This window comes from Aeromonas sp. S12(2024) (genome assembly GCF_041402305.1).
GTDB classification, from domain to species: Bacteria; Pseudomonadota; Gammaproteobacteria; order Enterobacterales; family Aeromonadaceae; genus Aeromonas; species Aeromonas veronii.
Map to the genome: position 1 here is coordinate 298,643 of NZ_JBGLRB010000002.1, position 18,161 is coordinate 316,803.

15 protein-coding genes are annotated in these 18,161 nt (G+C 59.2%); 9 read left to right on the forward strand and 6 right to left on the reverse strand.

The features are described 5' to 3' along the window. Positions 1–24: 24 nt before the first annotated feature. Positions 25–1,080, reverse strand: coding sequence for a glycosyltransferase (locus ACB035_RS03255; RefSeq protein ID WP_371166663.1), 1,056 nt, complete (start codon positions 1,078–1,080; stop codon positions 25–27). A gap of 265 nt (positions 1,081–1,345) precedes the next feature. Here ACB035_RS03255 and ACB035_RS03260 point away from each other — a divergent pair, with 265 nt between their 5' ends. The 3 genes from ACB035_RS03260 to ACB035_RS03270 all read left to right on the forward strand — a co-directional run bounded on the left by ACB035_RS03260 (position 1,346) and on the right by ACB035_RS03270 (position 5,251). Beyond that, the gene (locus ACB035_RS03260; protein WP_371166664.1) at positions 1,346–2,761 is read left to right on the forward strand and encodes a GumC family protein; all 1,416 of its coding nucleotides are present in this window, start codon (positions 1,346–1,348) and stop codon (positions 2,759–2,761) included. 292 nt (positions 2,762–3,053) lie between these two features. After that, a complete protein-coding gene (locus ACB035_RS03265; RefSeq protein ID WP_128815127.1) occupies positions 3,054–3,872 on the forward strand; it encodes a hypothetical protein in 819 nt (272 codons plus the stop codon). Between the two features lie 245 nt (positions 3,873–4,117). After that, positions 4,118–5,251: a topoisomerase II gene (locus ACB035_RS03270; protein ID WP_193859294.1), complete on the forward strand. Its 1,134-nt coding sequence runs from the start codon at positions 4,118–4,120 to the stop codon at positions 5,249–5,251. A 272-nt stretch (positions 5,252–5,523) separates the two neighbouring features. Here the strand turns inward: ACB035_RS03270 and ACB035_RS03275 are convergent, their stop codons facing one another. Then, positions 5,524–6,369 (reverse strand): DUF1194 domain-containing protein, encoded by an 846-nt coding sequence (locus tag ACB035_RS03275; protein WP_371166665.1) that lies wholly within the window; start codon positions 6,367–6,369, stop codon positions 5,524–5,526. Between the two features lie 168 nt (positions 6,370–6,537). Between ACB035_RS03275 and ACB035_RS03280 the strand changes: the two genes are divergently transcribed. Together ACB035_RS03280 and ACB035_RS03285 are read left to right on the forward strand one after the other, a co-directional pair. Then, positions 6,538–7,305, forward strand: coding sequence for a hypothetical protein (locus ACB035_RS03280; RefSeq protein WP_371166666.1), 768 nt, complete (start codon positions 6,538–6,540; stop codon positions 7,303–7,305). Next, positions 7,292–7,738, forward strand: a complete 447-nt coding sequence (locus tag ACB035_RS03285) for a hypothetical protein (protein WP_337072153.1) — start codon at positions 7,292–7,294, stop codon at positions 7,736–7,738. Before ACB035_RS03280 ends, ACB035_RS03285 begins: the two co-directional genes overlap by 14 nt. Here ACB035_RS03285 and ACB035_RS03290 read toward each other — a convergent pair. The 4 genes from ACB035_RS03290 to ACB035_RS03305 are packed head-to-tail and all read right to left on the reverse strand — an operon-like array spanning position 7,716 to position 12,686. After that, on the reverse strand, positions 7,716–8,192 hold the full coding sequence (locus ACB035_RS03290) for a hypothetical protein (protein ID WP_371166667.1): 477 nt from the start codon (positions 8,190–8,192) through the stop codon (positions 7,716–7,718). The genes ACB035_RS03285 and ACB035_RS03290 overlap by 23 nt on opposite strands. Positions 8,193–8,203: 11 nt before the next feature. Continuing rightward, positions 8,204–10,738, reverse strand: a complete 2,535-nt coding sequence (locus ACB035_RS03295; RefSeq protein WP_371166668.1) for a hypothetical protein — start codon at positions 10,736–10,738, stop codon at positions 8,204–8,206. Continuing rightward, entirely contained in the window at positions 10,735–11,934 is a 1,200-nt protein-coding gene (locus tag ACB035_RS03300) for a glycosyltransferase (RefSeq protein WP_371166669.1), read from the reverse strand. The genes ACB035_RS03295 and ACB035_RS03300 overlap by 4 nt, the downstream gene beginning before the upstream one ends. Continuing rightward, on the reverse strand, positions 11,931–12,686 hold the full coding sequence (locus ACB035_RS03305; protein ID WP_201997830.1) for an acyltransferase: 756 nt from the start codon (positions 12,684–12,686) through the stop codon (positions 11,931–11,933). Before ACB035_RS03305 ends, ACB035_RS03300 begins: the two co-directional genes overlap by 4 nt. 299 nt (positions 12,687–12,985) lie before the next feature. On the opposite strand from ACB035_RS03305, the gene ACB035_RS03310 reads away from it, so the two are divergent. From ACB035_RS03310 to ACB035_RS03325, 4 genes are read left to right on the forward strand one after another with little or no spacing between them, the layout of a single operon-like run. After that, the gene (locus ACB035_RS03310; protein WP_201941988.1) at positions 12,986–14,305 is read left to right on the forward strand and encodes a lipopolysaccharide biosynthesis protein; all 1,320 of its coding nucleotides are present in this window, start codon (positions 12,986–12,988) and stop codon (positions 14,303–14,305) included. After that, a complete protein-coding gene (locus tag ACB035_RS03315; RefSeq protein ID WP_371166670.1) occupies positions 14,293–15,699 on the forward strand; it encodes an O-antigen ligase family protein in 1,407 nt (468 codons plus the stop codon). The genes ACB035_RS03310 and ACB035_RS03315 overlap by 13 nt, the downstream gene beginning before the upstream one ends. Continuing rightward, positions 15,696–16,967: a glycosyltransferase family 4 protein gene (locus tag ACB035_RS03320; protein WP_371166671.1), complete on the forward strand. Its 1,272-nt coding sequence runs from the start codon at positions 15,696–15,698 to the stop codon at positions 16,965–16,967. Before ACB035_RS03315 ends, ACB035_RS03320 begins: the two co-directional genes overlap by 4 nt. A gap of 12 nt (positions 16,968–16,979) precedes the next feature. Then, positions 16,980–18,116, forward strand: coding sequence for a glycosyltransferase family 4 protein (locus ACB035_RS03325; RefSeq protein ID WP_371166672.1), 1,137 nt, complete (start codon positions 16,980–16,982; stop codon positions 18,114–18,116). Positions 18,117–18,161: the final 45 nt, after the last annotated feature.

The following is an 18,161-nucleotide window of genomic DNA, read 5'->3' on the forward strand; positions in this document are numbered from 1 at the left end:
TCCTCTGGTCATCGGGTCGCTTGATCAGCGGCTGTAAAGCTGCTGATAGGCCTGAGCCATCCGGCTCAAGCTGCTTTGCTGGCACACAAACTCACGGGTGACGGCACGCAGGCTATGGCACTGCAGCAACCCTTGTGCCAGAAGCTGGGCAAGGCGGCCGGGATCCCGCTCCGACAGGATATGGCCGCTGGCCTGGCAGACGATCTCTCTGGCCGCCCCCACGTCGCTCATCACCACCGGCACCCCGCACGCCTGTGCTTCCAGCACGCAAAGCGGCATCCCCTCCGCCAGTGAGGGGAGGCAGAAGAGATCCAGCCCCTGATAGAAACGCGGCATATTTTCGACCAGCCCCAGAAAATGGACCCGATGGGCGATCCCCAACTGCTGACACTGTTGTTGCAACGCATTTTGCAAACTGCCGACCCCAGCCAACGCAAGATGCACCTCTTCCGGCAGGGCGCGGATTGCCTCCAGCAGCAAGGTGTGACCCTTGACCGACTCAAGGCGGGCGGCGCAGCCAATCAACTTGACCCCTTGCGGCAGCCCCATCTCCTGACGGGCGAGGGCGGCGGCGCCCGGGGCAAAACGCTGCTCATCGATGCCGTTGGGGATCACGGTTGGCGACAGCTGGCCCAGCTTGGCCAGCAGCTGGTTGGCCACCGGCGTGGCATCGGCCACCAGAATGGGTTTGAAGGCGCGCAGCCCCCACAGGGCCAGCGTGCGCTGATGGGGGTCATCGAGATACCAGGCATCGTGCTCTGTGTGTACCAGGGTGGGCACCCGGGCCAGCCGACTGGCCAGACCGCCATAGAGCATGGGCCCCAGATGGTGGGTATGTACCGCGACGGGCTTGAGTTGGCGCAGCAGTCGGGTGAGCCGCCAGAGGGTTGCCAGCGACCAGCCCGCGGGCTTTTCCAGGCAGTGAATATTGCCTGCGAAGGGATGCAGAGCGGGCCACGCCCTTAGCACATCCCCTTTGCGCCCTTCGAGGGAGATGATATGCACCGGTTGCTCGGCAGGGCTCGCCTGAGTGAGGTTGAGCACCATGGTCTCCAGCCCGCCGGGCTGCAGGTGCTGCACGATTTGCACGACAGGTGGAACAGCAGGTTGCACGACAGACTGAACGACGGGCTGGGCACTGGCGTTCCTGCGGGGATGGGGTCTGTGCGACGGGGTTGATGACAACATGGTTCGCGCTCCGGCAAGGGAAGGGGTGACACCCCGGATAGTGGGAGAATGCGAATCTTGTACCACTCTTGCGATCTGCCCACAGAGGCGATCAGCTCCTCTGGTGGCACTGCCCTTGCATTGTGCGGGGGGAGGGCTTTTCTCTGGGAGTGATGCCATGCCTGTCCAGTTCTATTACAACCTCTACATCATTCTCTTTGCCGCCTGGCGCCGTCGCTATCTGCTGGTGATCCCGGTGCTGGTGATGCCGCTGGTGGGCGTGACGGTCGGCCTGCTCACCCCCAAGGAGTATGAGAGCCGCACCACCTTTATGGTGCCGCAAGATGCCAACCAGACCCCGACCCTCAAGGATCTGATCACTCAGGAGAGCCTGAAAGATCGCTTTGCGGTGCTCGAAGCCCTGCTGCGCAGCCGTTATGTGCTGGACGGGGTGGCGCGGGATCGCGGTCTGGTCAATGACGAGACCCCGCCTGCCCAGCGCGATGCCATCATGGACTGGCTCTCGAGTGCTGTCTCGCTGCGGCTGATTGGCGATGAGGTGATCGAGATAAAGGTCAAGGCGGATTCGGCGGCCAACAGCGCCGGTTTGCTCGAAGCCATTTCACGGCGCTTTTTCTTCAATTTGCTCAGCAAGGGGCGCCAGTCGGCGGAATCGTCCGAGCGTTTCCTGCAAAGCCAGCTCGACAGCCGCCGCAGCGAACTGCAAGCGGCCGAGCAGCTGCTCGCCGATTTTAAACGGGAGCATGCCAGCGCCTTGCCTCAGCAGCAGAGTACCAACGTCGCCCGTCTCTATGGTTTGCAGGAGCGCTATGCCGAGAGCCTGATCACCCTGCAGCAGGCCAAGGCTCGGGTCGATCAGCTATCGCTGGGGCAGGAGAGCCAGCTTGCCCGCCAACTGGATGAGAAGCTGCAACTGATGCGCACCGAGCTGGTGTTGCTGCGGGCCCGCTACAGCGACGAGCACAGCAAGGTGCAGAGTCTGCGCTATCAGATTGATCAGTTGCAGCAGGAGTTCGAGCAGCTCAAATCCCAACCGGATATGGCGCGCGGGCCCGAGTGGCAACTGGCCCAGACGCAGCTGACGGAGGCGGAGCAAAACGCCGCCGGCCTGAAGAACCAGCTCGATGGGCTGGACAAGGTGGTCGACTCCCAGGGGGATACCGAGCGCCAGCTCGCCGAGCTGGAACGGGATCTGGCGGTCAAGCGCACCCTCTATCAGGATTTGCTGCTGCGCTATGAGAAGGCCAAGGTGACCGGCGATCTGGGCAACTTCGAGCAGGGAGAGCGGATCAAGGTGATCGACAAACCCTTTGCCCCCAGCAAGCCGAGCAACTACCCGCTCTGGCTGTTTCTGTTGGCAGGCATTGTTGGCGGGCTGGGGCTGGGCTGCGGTCTGGCACTGGTGGCCGAATTGGCGGATGCCAGCCTGCGCCGCTCCGATCAACTGGCCGCCCTGGTCAAGGCGCCGGTGCTAAGCCGCATTCCCTACTGCGAGCCGGTGCCGGACTATTCATCCAATAGTGATCATGCGCTGGATGGGCAGGTGTTGCCCTTGTCACCAGAACCGGGGTGATTGCCGTAAAAGCGGGCTATCAGCCGAAACCTGAATATTTCTGATTAGGCCTCTTAATGAGGCCTTTTTTATATCGTGAAGATGGTGGAGTAAACATCGCGGCAAGCCAATAAAAGAAGATATAGGCTTCATTTTCTATTTCTGTTTGTTGACTGTGGTTTTATCCAGTGGTACAAGTGGAGCTGGCTTAAAATGTTGATAATACACTGATAAATCAGGCGCTGGTTATTAAAAGTTGACTTTTAAATGATTTTTTGGTCGGGCGGAGTTAGATGAAAGGCGTTACTAACACATGAATGTAGCCTTCCATCTAATTACTGTTAAATATACTAAGGAAGTTATGGCAGAGAACTCGCAAATCGCAATATACATATCTCTCGGAAGCTTAGCAGTTTCTTCTCTCAGCTTTCTTTTCGCCGTTAGGCAGTCAACAGTAAATAAAAATAATGAACGGCTGCGTGCATATGACAAGGTGTACCATGACGCATCTGATTTACTCTTGTTCCATTATAAAAATGCGATAGAGAAGCCATTTTCATCTGAAGATAAAGATTTAGAACGTGCGGTAAATGAATATGCTAATGCTCATTGGTTAGAACAAACCTACGGTTTTAATATCTATATCCCGAGTTCACTAGAAACCGATGATGAACGGCGAGAGTTCAATGAAAAAGTCAGGGAGGCATATCATACATTTGAAAGAGAAAAACAAAACAGCTCATTTGAGGAGTTTTTAAACTACCAATCGCCGGTCTTCCATCTAGATGATGAAGAGTTTTCCAGCCGGTTTAAACGCTTGCTTAATCATGTTACAGAGAACCTTTCTCTTTTTAGTCCAGTAATCGTTGAAAACTGGGAAAAAATGAGGCTACTTTCCCCAGAAAAAGTAAAAAATGAATACTTATCCTTGAAGCGAGTTAATGATCAAGCTTGTGAGGTAATAGAAGAGCCTGTTGAAGATCCCTATCTTAGGATTCTGCTCTGCATTAGGCATGAACATAGGCAGCTCAATATGCCACTAAGTGAAAAGTGGTCAGAGCTTTGGTTTAATATATGTTCAATTAGGTATCGGTTTAGCCGTGTATCTAAAAAGTTTCGCTTGAGCCGGTAGGAGTATTCGGACGCTCGCGGAGACACTCGCCGCTAATATGGCAAGTACGTCCCGATTGTTGACTTTGGCTACCAGTTTGAGAGTGAGTTTTTGGAGAGGCAGCAAGATGGAAGGATTTTGGCGAGTTAAAGATATATATTACAACAGACAGCGAAAACTGATAATGGTGAGGTTTGTTAGAATAAATTAGGATGGAATGTGCCACTGATATTTTTGTAATATCTGTTACAGATAAGTAGGAATTTATGAACGTAGTAAATATTGATAGAAAATATTTGGAAAGTAAAGAAATTACAATGACTGCTCGTTTGAAGTCTCTGCAAGATAAAGCTCTTATGCGATTCGAAGAAATCACGGGCAGAAACTCTATCCACTCGTTCCATGCAATGATGGGTTCAAATAATAATACTTATGTAGATAGTGTTAATAGTGTTTTTTTAGATCCTAATGACTTTATATCACGTTGGCTAGAAGGACTTACTGAAAAGGTAAAACAACGAGCGAAAGAAAAAACATTAAAACCTCGAGTAAACTTTGGAGTGAACAGAGAGTATTTCCTGATGCACGCACTTCAAGATACAATTCTTAGAGAGTACTTATTTTTATTCTTAGCTAGGAATTTCTATCGAAACTTCAAAGAAAGAATACGCAGTAAGCCTGATGAATCATTGTGGTCTATATGGTTTGGAGGCGGAAACCTAGTCTGGGGGCTACTCATTTCACCTGAAATGCGAAATGATGATTGGGCGATAGATAAGTCTGAGATTAGACGTTCTGATTTTAATTTTTGGACGATTCGGCATGTTATGAAAACTGGGTTAATTGATCCCGAATCAAAAGAACCGATTAAGTTTAATAAACCGGACGATTTTATCCAATTTTATAGAAGTGTTCTAAAACGAGTTTCAAATTCTCTGTATGAAAAAGCAATTGCAGAACGCTACATTGAATATTTAAAGAAGTCATTAGCGCCATATGAGGAGCCTTTTTTAATTCCTGAGCTAAGGTATGCAGGAAAAGAGTCCAAACATAAATATAGATTGGACTATACAATATTAAATCCATATACAATGGAGTTAGTGGGATTTGAAATAAGTCCAGCTTCAACCCATATGTCAGTTCCAAAAATTAGAGATGTTAAAAAAGTCGATATGAATAGAGATTTATCTGAGCAATGGAAAAAGGAGATGGATAAGAGAAATGATTATTTTTCAAAGTTTGGAATTACAACGATAACTTTTACAGATGAAGACTTGAAAGACATAGATGCATGTTTTGATATAATTGCGAAATATTTATCGGCGAGAGGTATGCCTAAAAACTCATTGATAGGGTCATTAGATAAAGTAAACGACTTGTTTGGTGAACTTTCGTTATAACAAGTTCCTTGTAATGGACGGTCATATGTGGTGTTTCTAGTATCATTGAATAGTTAAGCTATGTGGTAATATGTTTCTACTTCAAAAATAATGGCCGATTTTCAGTCTCTTCCCAATTTGGTATTTGGCAAGTTTTTATCTGTAGTTCGAACTTTATTAAAAAATATAAGCTATCGATCAAATACGAAACCATCTTGAACACTGTATGCTATAGCCGCCCCAAAAAAATCAGGGAGTCATAGCTCCCTAATCGCAACACACGGGGTGATTCACTAGCCGATGGCTGGCGTTTGTTGCCAGTTGGCTTGCTGCGGACGTCCTTGAGTTCGGCGTTGATAGCGCCAGGCCAGCAGTAGCGGCATACCGAGCAGCAACTGGGCGGCCAGCGGGATCTCCTCGATGGGGGCGGCCAGTGCACCTTCCGGAATAATGCCTCCCTCAATTTCGGCCGCCAGTTTGAGCTCCAGCGCATTGCCAAAGTCGGCAAAGGTGGTGGCATTGATAACAAATGCATCCTGACCGCCCGCCACGTTCTCCACATACCACTCTTGCAACACCCCATCGGCGTAGTCCTGACCTATGGTGATGCCGTTGATGGTATCGATGCCGGAGGCGAGCAGTTGATCCCGCACGGTGGCGGTATCCAGCCCTGCGTTCTGGATCCCGTCACCTGACACATCCATCACCTGGCGGGCGGCGGTGAAGTCGTTGGTATCAAATTGCAAGCCACCAAAGGCCATGGCCGAACCGGGGGCCGTCATCCCCGCATAGGGGCGTACCAGGGCATCCAGGGTGGCGGCGAAGTTGTTGATGGAGGTCATGTCGTAGAGGTGGAACCAGTCGGTCATCACGCTCTGCTGGGTCGAGCCGCTCCACATGATCATCTGCACGGCGATGGAGCCCAGCTTACCGCCGCTGGTGTCGAGGATGGCGCTTTGTACCTCCTGACTGTAAAAGGCGTCCACATAGCCCTGTAACTGCAAATTGAATTCCGATGAACTGACGCTGCCCGACACATCCATCAGCAGTTGCAGTTCGGTATCGACTTCGGTCAAGGCGTATGCGGGGGAGGTTACCAACAACATCCCCAGCAGCCCTGCCAACGGTTTGAGTTTCATTGCTCACTCCTTCTCCCTGGCGCTAGTGCCAGCAGGGGGGAATGAATAAAGCGTGCCAGCTTTGGCGAATCCTCTGACTTGGCTTGATCCGGGTGAGGCCGGGCAGGCATGGAACTTGCGAGAACTTGTGACAGAGGTCAAAAGCGCTGATAACCGGCAGGAGTTGCGATGGAGATCCGTCCCTGGCAGTGGGCACCCAACTGGCTGCTACTTGGTTTGGCCAATCAGTGGGGCATGGTGTGGCTCAATATGGGCCACTTCAACCTGCTGGTGGTGTTGCTGATTGCTATCTGGTGGCAAATTGCATCGCGGGTTGCACCGAGCTGGCGTCCGCATCCACTGGCGCTCGCCCTCTTTATCCTGCTGATCCTGATCCCCAGCGCCAGTTGCAAGGCGCTGGCCTGTCTGCTGTTGGTGGCCTCGCTATGGCGCCGTCATCAGAGTGACGATGAGCGGGCGGTGTTGCAGATTGTGCTCGCCTTTACCGTGGCGGTGTTGTGGGGGCAGCAGGTGTTTGCCCTGCTCTCCGGCCCTGTGCTGGCGCTCGATGCCTGGGGGGTAGGCCAGTGGTTGCAGCTGCTGGGCTGGGAGACTCGCCTTGATGGCAATCGCATCGAGCGGCTGGGGGGTCATGCCCTGATCGTGCTCAAGGGGTGCTCCTCGTTTTCTCAACTCTATCTGGTGGTGCTCTCCTGGCTGGTCTCCTGCTGCTGGCTGGCACCGGAGCGCCCCCTCTACCGGCAGTGGCCCATGTTGCTGCTGGTTTGCCTGCTCTATATCGGGGCCAATCAGCTGCGGCTAGTGCTGATGAGCCTGGATCTGCGCTGGTATGGTTGGCTGCATACCGGCTCGCTGGCCCAGCTCTACCAGTGGGCCATCATGTTGCTGGTGATGACCATCCTCTTTATCCGGGGACGCCGTGATGCATCTATCTAGGGGATATCTGTTGCTGTTGCTGGTGGCGCTGCTCAGTGCTGCCGCCATGGGTTGGCGTTATCAGAACCGGGCAGTTAACGAGGGGGCCAAGCCCATGCTGATGGAGCTGGTCCAGTTGGGATGGCGCTTGCGGGTGGCTACGCCGGTATTGGGCGGCACCTATGTCAGCTATCAGCTGGCCCATCCCCGCTGTGACGGCCTGTTGCAGGCCATGCTGGTGGCGCCGGATAGTGAGGCGATGTCAGTGACGCTGGCGGGTGAAGGGATGAGTCAGGGGGTGATGTTTTTAGGCGAGCTGCACCAGAGTCCGCCGCTGCTCTCGTACCGTCTGACCCAGGGGTGGCGCAAATTGTGGGGGCTGACCCCTTATCCCCTCTATCGGGTGGCTTTGCCAACCTCTTGCCTCGGCCTTATTGCGCCGCCGATGGGGTGACAGCCCCCGATTCACCGCTTGGCAGAATGCGGATCAGCAAGGTATTGGGGGCCAGCATGGGGTCATAGCGGGGCTCCAGCTCAATGGCGCGAGCTCCCAGCAAGCGGGTGAGGGCAGTCAGCCGCACGCTCGCCATCCGCGCACTCTCCAGCATGTCGGTTTGCAGCCCGGGGCCGCTTATCAGCGCAATCCGGGCCGGATCCTTGCGTCCCAAAAACTGATGCAACTGCTGCTCCTGATCCGCTGGCAGTTGTGTCTCCGCTTGCTGGTACTGCAGTTGCAGCTGGGGCTGTTCGGCTATTTGTTGTTCCCGCAACTGGTTGAGGATCGGCAGTGTCTCATTGACCGGCTCCTGACGGGCGCAACCGGTGAGGATCAGCAGCGGCAGCATCAGAGGCAACAGGCGGGGCAGGACGCAGTCTTTTGCTGTGGATCGTGGAGTCTGGTTGGCCATACGCAGTCACTTCAGGAGGATGAGTTGGCACCAGTTTGCAATGTTTTCAATCCCTTGGCCAGTCGTTCAATCTCGCGGCGCCACTGGATCCAGGCGGCAGAGGGCAGTTGCTCTGCCACCTGCCAGCGGGTCGGCAGCTGATCCCGCAGACGCTCCAGCAGCAGGGCGGCCTCTACTTGATAGCGGGCCTCCTGCTCCAGCCAGGCGAGCCAGCGCAGGTCCTCGATGGCTTGCTGCAACAGCAACAGATCGTGGGAGAGGCGGTGCGTCTCGCAGGCTTGCGGGCCGAGCAGCATAAAGTCGCTCTCCCGCCCGTCGGTGGGGTCGTAGGGCAGGGCGGTGGGCATGCGGCCATGCCACTGCAAATAGCCCTCGGCGCCGCTCTGCCACAGATAAAAACCGGCGGCTCTCGGGGTGCCCAGATTGTAAAACCAGGGGGTGACCTTGTGCTGGCGCACCCGCGCCACATCGGCCTTGTCGGCGCCAAAGCCTGCGTTGAACAGGGCAATCTCCACCTCTGCCAGCAGACCAACCTGACCTGGATGATTGAAGTGACCCGCGCGGATCACCGCCGGATCCCGCCGTTTCATCTCCCGCGCCAGGGTGGTGATGGCGGGCAGGGTAGCAAGATCGGGCTCATCAAACAGGCTCCATGCCAGCGGGGGCAAGCCGCTGGCGGTCAGCCCCTGTTGCCGCGCCTGCCACTGATCAAGCTGGCTGGCAGGGTCACTCCCCCAGCGCTTGAGCGGGGTATAGGCCAGCAGGGGCGGCACAAAGCCGAGCCCCACCGCTTCTCCCAAGATCTCCCGCATCCCCGCCTCATCTTGTGGCAGGGCGGGCGAGAGGCCGCTGATCCCGAGCTTGGCGAGCCGCTGCAGATCGCAACGACTGGCCGCGGCGATCTGCTCTTTTAACGCCTCGGGGTCGGGGCTCAGCCAGTTGAGATAGGGGGGCGCTTCGACATAGATGCCGACCGGCTTGCTGGCCGCGGGCAGAGTCAGCGGCAGCACCTCGATAGTTAGCGGCAATTGCACCAGTTGCTGTTGGCTCAGCAGCTGAATATTGCCCAGATAGTGACCGGCAGGTGCATCGCGGGGGACGGTGATCTGCAGCACCAGACGCCGAGGTACGCCTGCCAGCAGGGTGAGCCCGGCGATCCCCTCGACCAACTCCTGATCCGAGGGGGCCAGCAGGGTGCCACTCGCCTGCGGGCGAACCAGATGCCACTTACCGTAATAGGGGGTCAGCGCCAGCGGCGATCCTGCCTGCTCGGGGGGCTGGATCACCAGCAAAGGGGCCGGATCGTCGGTGGCGGCGTGGATGGCAAATTCCAGCAGCAGCTGGCTGCCACGGGCGGCCAGCACGGGTTGTGCAGCCTGCTGCAACGCATCGGCCGCAGATAGCGGGGCGATCTGCAGGGTTGGGGCGGCATCCGTAATCGGCGTGAGGCTCAGTTGCTGCGAAGCTGGGGTTGGGGAATAGGGGGCCAGAGTCCACTTTTCCAAAAACAGCTGGCGCTGCTTGGTCAGCACGCTTGCGGTAGCGTCGGCCAATACGGCGAGATCTTTTCCACTATTCGGGAGAGCCTCTTTGCTGGTGCTGGCCGGATAGGGGGCAAGCAGCAGCCCCGCCAGGTATTTGGCATCCGGTGAGTGACCCACCAGTGTGATAGTGAGCGGGCCGCCGGGGTGGTTCAGGGTGACATGAACGGGGCCGCCTTGACGAGCCCCGAACAGCTGCCAGGGATCCGGGTTTGGCAGCGCCTCGCGGGATTGCCCCGCCAGATAGCGCTGCGTTAGCCACTCCTGCGGTTGCCACTGCTCGGCCCAGATGGGTTCGCCATTGACCAGCACACTGCGCTCGAAGGGGTGGGGCAGATACTCCCATTCACCGGGATCATCGAGCCAGAGGGTGAGCTGGTAGCGCCCCTTGGCTACGTCCAACTGCACCCCGTCGAGATTGCGCAGTCCATCGCGCACAAGGGCATCGCCGGAGGGGCGCAAGATGGGGGTGGGATGGCCAATCAGCCGGGGATCCCCCGGACTCAGGGCCTCAAAGCCGGTAAAGCGGGGCGCAGCCGCCGCCCCCAGATCCAGCGCAATGGTGCCCTCAGGCAGAGTCAGACCGGGCTGCCAGTACCAGCGGTGAATGGTCATTGAGGGGGCGTTATCGGCCATAAAGAGATAGAGCTTGGTGAGTTTGTCCAGCGCCAGCGCTCTGGGTTGGCTGGTGCGCCACTCACTCAAGGCAAAGCGCTGGGTGAAGGGGCCGGGGGCGACAATCCGCTCCAGATTGACCCGGCTGCGGTAGTTGACCGAGGCCTCATCGTCGATACGCAGGATCAGGGTTTGCGGGTGGGCGCTGGGGTTATGGCCCTCGATCACCAGTTCATCATCGCTGCCTATTGGCCAGTTGTGGGTGCTCAGATCGAGCCGCTGGGGTGTCTGGTTACTGGTTAGGGGCAGCGGGGTCTGCCCCTCCAGCCGGGTGGCGGCCATCGCTGCATGGCAGCAGAGCAGGATAACCAGCCAGAGCCCTCTGCTCATCCGGCCAGCCCCTTCAACCAGTTGTTCAGCTCGGCAGCCTTGTGATCCCAGCTTTGCAGGGCCACCTGCTGCTGGCGCGTGTGGCGCCCTTCGCTGCGGGTGAGCCCCTCCCAGCCACTCTCCTGAAACCAGCCCGGATTGGGTTGATCAAAGGCGGCCCGGTTGATGGCCTGGGCCAGGCTCTCCCCATCGTGGGGGAGCTGGATCTGATCCCGATAACCATCGAGAGCCGGAAAATCGGTGCTGACGATGGGGCGCCCTGCGGCCAGATACTCGCGCAATTTCAACGGATTGCAGGCTCGGATCTGTGCGTTGTCGACAAAGGGCAGCAGACTCACCTGCCAGTGCTGGGCATAGGCCGCCAGCGTGTGATGGGGACGGGGCCCCAGCAGATGGATATTGGGGAGCCCCTTGAGGGGGGAGATATCGGTCTGGACCGGGCCAATCAGCACCAGATCCCAGTGGGGCAGGGCGGCCGCCGTCTCTGCCAGCAGGGGGATATCAATCCAGTCGCTCAGGCTGCCGTAAAATCCGGCAATGGGACGGCCGGAGGGGAGATCCGCCGGGCGCTCTCTGGGGGGCATAAACAGCTCGAGATCCACGCCGTGGCTGAGGAGCCGGGTTTTATGAGGGGGAAAGCGGCTGGCCAACGCGGGGCTGGCGGCCAGAATGAGATCCGCTTTTTCCACCAGTCGGGCTTCGCAGTGGGCAATGGCTTGATGATCCACCCCCGCCAGCGCCGAGAAGTCATCGCCGCAGTAGTAGATCACCGCCCGCTCTTCGAGCTTGCCAATCAGATCGACGGCGCTGGGCAGGGAGATCCAGAGCAGGGGGCGATCCAGCTCGGGCAACTGGCGCCGGATCTGCGCCGCCAGCCAGTGGCCATTGATCTTGCCCGCCAGACGACTGCCCGGCAGTGGCAAGGCGAGCGGCGGCAGAACCCGGGGGCTGCTGACCTCTGATGGTGCAACCGACCGGTCGCCAGCATGGCGCGCACCGCGCAGCACCGCCCCCAGTTTGCGGACGATACGGGTGAGATCATGAAGGGTAAAGCGGGGGCAGCGCATGCCGATGGAGTTGACCCAGAGCACTTGATAATCGGGCAACAGACGCTTGATCAGGTGTTGGGTGCTGGAGGGGTGCTGGCCCCAATCCTCGCCCAGCACCACCAGTTGCGGCAGTGAGTGTGGTTTCATGCAAAGGTCTCCGAAGCGTGTGCGGGGTCGCTGTGATCTTGTGGCTGCAAGGGGCGCAGTACGGTGGCCGGTACACCCGCTGCCAGCACGCCGGCGGGCAGATCCCGGGTGACGACACTGCCTGCGGCGACAATGGTGCCAGCGCCTATGGTGACGCCGGCCATCACCATCACCCCGGTGCCAAGCCAGACATCCTGCTCCAGCACAATGGCCCCCACCTGTTCATCGCGATCCGGCAGGCCCCGGGCGCGATCGCGGGCGTTGACCGGGTGCCCCGGGTAGCCCGCCAGAAAGGCACGGCCAGCAATTCTGACGTTATCCCCCAGCACTATCTTGCTGCCCACCGCCAGGGTGGTCTGCCAGCCAATCCCGACATTGCGACCAATGACCAGCCTTGGCGTCTGGCTCGATGCCCGGCCGCTGATGGTCATGGCGGCGCTGAGGCGGCAGTCGGCGCCGATCTCGATGGTGACCGGACCGCTGATATAGGGGATGCCGCCATAGAGATAGAGGCGCGGGGCGGGGGCCGTCAGGCGAGATTGAAACAAGGGGGTCCACCAAAGGGTGCGGGTCAGGGTCGCCAGCGCGTTGCTGCCCAACAGATAGAGCCGATAAAGCAGCCGATGCAGGGGTGGGATCACGGGGAATGACCAGTGGCGGGCGCTTTTGGCCAGTCGCCATACCCGGCGAGCCAGTGGCGTCTCCCCCTGTTTGGCCCAGCTTTTCATCCGGTGCAGGTTGATGGTGTTCATGGCGACCTCTCCCTCTGGTGCAGTCCGTTGCTCGCTAAGCAGAAAGCAGGGATCGGGCCAACAGGACGGCCCCAGCTAGATCGGGCCAAATGGGGCTAAGAGGTGGGGCAGATTGCGCCGGTCGGTGCAATTTGCAGCCAGCGTTGTGCAAAACGCAAATGCCAGTCTCATTCTGGGCCTGTTCTGGACGGTTAAGCCGCACTAAGGGGCTATCGTCTCTGGGCGGGGGTGAGTGGCGTGGGCTTTGCATTAGTGGTAGCTGACCCGAAGCGGGATGCTTCGGGAGGCTGGGAGGCCCTATGAAACTTGGTGTGAACCAGATTGCCATGCTCTATTACGCCGGTGGCTTGCTCCTGATGAAGGGGATCTCCCTGCTGATGCTGCCAGTGTTGACCCATCAGCTGCTGCCTCGCGAATACGGCCAGCTGGAGGTGCTGCTGACCATCATCAATCTGGGTTCCCTTATTTTGGGCTTCGGGCTGGTGGATGCCCTCTACCGCTTTGCCGGATTGGCGAAAGATGAGCAGGAGCGCCAGCAGGTGGTGGCCCGCATGTTTGGTCTGGTCTGGCTGATCGCCCTGGCCAGTCTGGTGCTGCTCTGGCTGCTGGCACCTGTGGTGCAAGCCTGGCTGCCGGTGGAAACCCGCCTTGCGGATGTGCGCTGGGTGCTCTGCGCCCTGCCGTTTGAAGGGGTGATCGGCGTGCCGCTGGCATGGCTGCGGATGCGCAATCAGGCCCGGCTCTTTTTCGTGGCGACCGCAGGCAAGGCAGTGATCCAGTCGGTGCTGACCGGCTGGTGGCTCTGGCTCGGCTGGGGCGTGAGCGGGGTGCTGGCCTCCGGCACCCTGACCTGCGTTGCACTGGCGCTGCTGCTGAGCCTCTGGCAGTGGCGAGATAGCGGGATCCGCTTTGACTGGCAGCACTATCGGCCGCTGCTGCGCTATGGATTGCCCCTGGTGGTGAGCGGGCTGGCAGGCTTTGCCCTGAGCGGACTGGATCGCTGGCTGCTGGCCGATGTGGTGGGGGAGGCGCTGCTTGCCTACTACGCGGTGGCGGGCAAGCTGGCGCTGGCGGTGGGGTTGTTGCTGCAACCCTTTGCCCTCTGGTGGTATCCCCGCCGTTTCATGCTGCTGCGCGAGCCGGATGGACTGCGACTCAATGCCCACTACAGCGTGATGGGGTCGGTGCTGGGGTTTGTCACCGCGGGGATTGTCGGGCTTACCGCCCCCTTGCTTATTCGCTGGCTGACCCCGGAGAGCTATCACGGGGCGATCGCCTATATTCCGCTGCTGGTGCTGGGCATGGCGGTGCGCAATGTTTCGGACTTGCTCAATGTCGGCTGCTTTAGCGGCGAGAAGAGTAATGCCCAGATGGTGATCAATCTGGGCTGCAGCGCCCTTGGGGTCGCAGGCTTTCTGCTCGCCATCCCCCCCTTCGGGGTTGCCGGGGTGATCTGGACCCTGCTGCTGGTCTATCTGGTGCGGGCGCTGGCCTTTTATCTGGTGAGCCAGCGGTTGCTGCCGCTGCCGTATCGCCTCTCGACCCTCTGGGCCAGTTCGCTCGGGGCGCTGGCGATGGTCTGGCTCGGCCAATGGTGGGCAGGATCATGGCTCGTCTAACGCCAGCCATCTGGGCAAGCGCCATCTGTCTGGTGCTGGCCCTGCTCTGGTGGCGGCTGCCCCATCCCTTGCTGCTGCCGGTGCTTGGCCTTGCCATTCCCGCCATCTGGTTTGCCCTGCGCTGGCCCTTCTTGATGGTACTGGGGTTTGTCACCTTCTCCTTCTTTCGACTGCATGAGGTGTTCCCTCAGCTCTATCCCCTCAAGATCCCGCTGCTCTTCTCGCTGGCCGCCATCGGTGCGCTGGTCTGGCACATTTTGCTGACCGGTCGGATCAAGCCCTACTGGAGCCCAGCCCTGAGCTGGCTGACGGCCTTCTTTGTGATGGTCTCCATTGGTGTGCTGTTTGCCAGCAACCGGGGCGAGGCGATCGCCACCTGGACCGGCAGCTACAGCAAGATCTATCTGATGACCCTGGCGACCGCCTGGCTGGTGCGCACCCCGGGGGATTTTGCGCTGGCGGTGCGCACCTTCGTGGTAGCGGGCTGTCTGGTGGCGCTGGTGGCCCTCTACAACAAGGCGAGCGGGATCGGGCTGGTGGAGGGGACCCGGGTGACCATAGGGCGCGAGCTGGGCTCTGTGCTGGGGGATCCCAACGATCTGGCGCTGGTGCTGCTCTTTCCTGCCGGTTTTTCGCTGAGCTTGCTGCTCAATCAGGGCAATGGGGTGGGGGGGCGTTTGCTGGGGGGGCTTGGCTTTGCGCTGACTGCGGCCGCCATTATCGCCACCCAGAGCCGGGGTGGTCTGCTGGGTATCTGCGCCGTTGGTGGCCTGTTTGCCTGGCAGCGGGTGAAGTCGAAAACCCTGTTGATCTCGCTGGGGATGGTCGCGCTGGTGGTGCTGTTTGCCGCCGCCGGGATCAGCGACCGGGCATCTGGCGGCGCCGCCGAGAGTGGGGTCGATGCCTCGGCCATGGGGCGGATCTACGCCTGGCAAGCGGCCTGGGGGATGGCGCTGGGCCACCCGCTGGTGGGGGTGGGCTTGTCCAATTTCTATTACAACTACTTCTTCTACAGCCCCCATTGGGATGGACTCAATCATGCGGTGCACTCCACCTGGTTCGGGGTGCTGGCTGAAACCGGCTTTGTCGGGCTGGCGCTGTTTATCGGCATGGTGACGGTGACCCTGCGCAGTTGCTGGCGTTGCCAGCTTGCTGGCATGCCTCCTGCAGTGATCACGGCGATGCAGGGGGTGATGGCCAGCATGGTGGGGTTTGTGATTTCGGGATCCTTCCTGACCCAGGGCTTTACCTGGCCCATCTATCTGGAACTGGCGCTGGCCGTTGCCGCCATCAAGTACGTGCAGCAGGCGGCCACAGAGGCGAAGGCCACCGCTGAGGATCATCAGGAGGCAACCCGGTTGCCGGCAGTGCCACCAAAGGGAGCAAGAGGATGAACGCAACCCCTGTTTTGCTGGTTCACTACGGAGAGGACTGGATCCGCGGCAGCGAACGCTGCCTGCTGGATCTGCTGGCCCACCTCGATCGCAGCCGCTTTACGCCCCTGCTCTGGTGCAATAGCCCGACGCTGGCGGCAGAGGCGACCACCCTCGGGGTCGAAACCATGGTCGAGCCGTTCAGCCTGCTGCTGGGATGGCAGGCGCCACGTTTTGATCTTGCGGCCCATCGGCGCCTCTCCCGGCGAGCCAGAGAGCTCATCACCGAGCGGCAGATTGGGCTGGTGCACGCCAACAGCGCGGCCCCTTGTCAGTGGCTGGCGGGGGTCTGTCGGGCGTTGCAGGTACCGCTGGTGTGCCACCTCCATGCCCGTTACCAGCCCAGAGACAGATTCAGCCTGCGGGTTCATCAGGCAAACGTGCTGATCGGGGTGAGCGAGCCGGTGTTGACCGGTTGGCGCCAGGATGGCTGCGCGGCCGAGCGGTTGATCCGGGTACCCAACGGGGTGGATGCCGCTCGCCTGAATGGCGGTGCTCACTGGCCGGTTGTCGGCATGCTGGGCTTGCCACCGGGGGATATGATCATCGCAACCGTCAGCTCATTGATCAAACGCAAGGGGATTGATCTGCTGATCCGCTCGCTGGCTGCCCTGATGGCATCGGGGGAGGAGGCTCAGTTGCTGATTATTGGCAGCGGTCCGGAGCGGGAAGCATTGATGGCGTTGGCTGTCGAGCTCGGGGTGGCCGAGCGTGTCCACTTTCTCGGCGAGCGGCCGGACAGTGCGGCTATCTTGCGGGGCGGGGTGGATCTGCTGGTCTCCGGCGCCCGTGAGGAGGTGTTTGGTCTGACGTTGGCGGAGGCGGGCATGTTGGGGCTCCCGGTCAGTGCCTATCGGGTGGGCGGCATCCCCGAAGTGGTGGAGGAGGGGGCGACCGGCTTGCTGGCAACCCTGGGGGATTGGGCCGAGATGGCTGATCACTGGCGGCAATTGAGTAATCCTCAACGCCGATGTGAAATGGGGCAGGCCGCTAAGTTGCGTGCTGCACAGTTGTTCACGGTGGCGCGCTACGTTGACGGGGTCACGGCGGTGTGGGACGCCGCGCGGGCTGGTCGTTGGCACGCCACGGCCTCCACACCCTTCCGACCACTCATTCACTGGGCGGGGCAACGACTCCTTGCCAGAGGGCGCAATATGCTGGTGAGTGGGATGGCAAGAGTGGCGCAAAAAGTACAGCTGGGGTTTGGCCGCCGCAAGGTACCAGAGTAAGGGAGCAGCAAGATGAGCATGCAAACTGAGCCGGTGTTCGGAAAGGTCATCGTTGTGGATCCCATCCCGTTTCGCGGGGGCTCAAAGGTTGCGACCGAAGTGCTGCTCGATGAGTTGGCCAAACGGATGCCCGGGCTCACATGCCATGTGCTGACCCAGGATCCCGACTCCTGGCCCCGTTGTCAGCATCATCCCCTTTGGCTGCCCCACATATTGAAAGGGCGTGAGTCCGGCATCGGCTATCTGCTCAAACAGGGGTGGCAGACCCTGCTGATCCTCTGGCTGGTGTTGCGTCTGGGGCAGGTGAAGTGCCTGGTGGCGGCGTCAGGGCCGGGGGTGGATCTCTGCTGTTACTGGGCGGCCCGCTGGTTGAGGTGCCGGGTGGTTCAGCTGATCCATGGCCCTGTGGGATGCTCGGGCCTCTCTGCCAGAGCCTTGCAACGGGCGAGTTTTGTCTTTTATCTGGAATCAACGCGCAGCTCCCTGGCGGCATTGCTGGCCCGGCTTGGCGAGACCGAGTTCCCGTCACACTGGCAGCCATTTACCAATGGTTTGAGCGAGATTGATTGGCCCAAAGCGACCCTAGGGGGGCCTCATATTTTGTGGGCGGCCTCGTTGCTGCGCTGGAAGGGACTGGAGACCATGCTGGCCGCCCATCAGATGATCCCTGATGCTCGCCCCGAGCTGATGGTGTGCTATCTGCAACCCAAGGGCACGCTGCAGCCCTGCAGCCAGCCTCAGCCACAGCTGCCAGACACGCACTGGTATGCCAACCCCGCCAATCTTGACGAGATCCGATCTCGATGCGGTATTTTTGTCTCCACCAGTCATCAGGAGCCCTTTGGCCTCTCCATTCTGGAGGCCATGGCGGCAGGATTATGCGTAGTGATCCCGGCCGATGGGGCCTGGTGGGATCGACACCTCACCGATGACGTGAATTGCCGCAAATATCAGCCAAACGATCCCGGCGATCTGGCGCAGGTGCTGGCCAGCCTCAACACCATGCCCGATGTGGTCAAGCGACTTGGCCATCATGCCCGCCTGCATGCCATGGCCCATTACAACGCGGCGGATACCTATCAAAGCACACTGGATCAGTGGGAAGGCATGTTGCGATGGGATGCGTTGAGCCTTGCCGTGGATGGTTAGCGCGCAGTGATTCCCCGTGGGGAGGATGGTGGCGTATGAGGGACT

What these genes read in the sequence shown, in the direction of transcription:
- ACB035_RS03280 (WP_371166666.1), top strand. Translation starts at nt 6,538, where the DNA reads ATGGAGATCCGTCCCTGGCAGTGGGCACCCAACTGGCTGCTACTTGGT.
- ACB035_RS03325 (WP_371166672.1), top strand. Translation starts at nt 16,980, where the DNA reads ATGAGCATGCAAACTGAGCCGGTGTTCGGAAAGGTCATCGTTGTGGAT.
- ACB035_RS03320 (WP_371166671.1), top strand. Translation starts at nt 15,696, where the DNA reads ATGAACGCAACCCCTGTTTTGCTGGTTCACTACGGAGAGGACTGGATC.
- ACB035_RS03310 (WP_201941988.1), top strand. Translation starts at nt 12,986, where the DNA reads ATGAAACTTGGTGTGAACCAGATTGCCATGCTCTATTACGCCGGTGGC.
- ACB035_RS03295 (WP_371166668.1), bottom strand. Translation starts at nt 10,738, where the DNA reads ATGAGCAGAGGGCTCTGGCTGGTTATCCTGCTCTGCTGCCATGCAGCG.
- ACB035_RS03290 (WP_371166667.1), bottom strand. Translation starts at nt 8,192, where the DNA reads ATGGCCAACCAGACTCCACGATCCACAGCAAAAGACTGCGTCCTGCCC.
- ACB035_RS03265 (WP_128815127.1), top strand. Translation starts at nt 3,054, where the DNA reads ATGAATGTAGCCTTCCATCTAATTACTGTTAAATATACTAAGGAAGTT.
- ACB035_RS03285 (WP_337072153.1), top strand. Translation starts at nt 7,292, where the DNA reads ATGCATCTATCTAGGGGATATCTGTTGCTGTTGCTGGTGGCGCTGCTC.
- ACB035_RS03315 (WP_371166670.1), top strand. Translation starts at nt 14,293, where the DNA reads ATGGCTCGTCTAACGCCAGCCATCTGGGCAAGCGCCATCTGTCTGGTG.
- ACB035_RS03275 (WP_371166665.1), bottom strand. Translation starts at nt 6,369, where the DNA reads ATGAAACTCAAACCGTTGGCAGGGCTGCTGGGGATGTTGTTGGTAACC.
- ACB035_RS03260 (WP_371166664.1), top strand. Translation starts at nt 1,346, where the DNA reads ATGCCTGTCCAGTTCTATTACAACCTCTACATCATTCTCTTTGCCGCC.
- ACB035_RS03305 (WP_201997830.1), bottom strand. Translation starts at nt 12,686, where the DNA reads ATGAACACCATCAACCTGCACCGGATGAAAAGCTGGGCCAAACAGGGG.
- ACB035_RS03270 (WP_193859294.1), top strand. Translation starts at nt 4,118, where the DNA reads ATGAACGTAGTAAATATTGATAGAAAATATTTGGAAAGTAAAGAAATT.
- ACB035_RS03300 (WP_371166669.1), bottom strand. Translation starts at nt 11,934, where the DNA reads ATGAAACCACACTCACTGCCGCAACTGGTGGTGCTGGGCGAGGATTGG.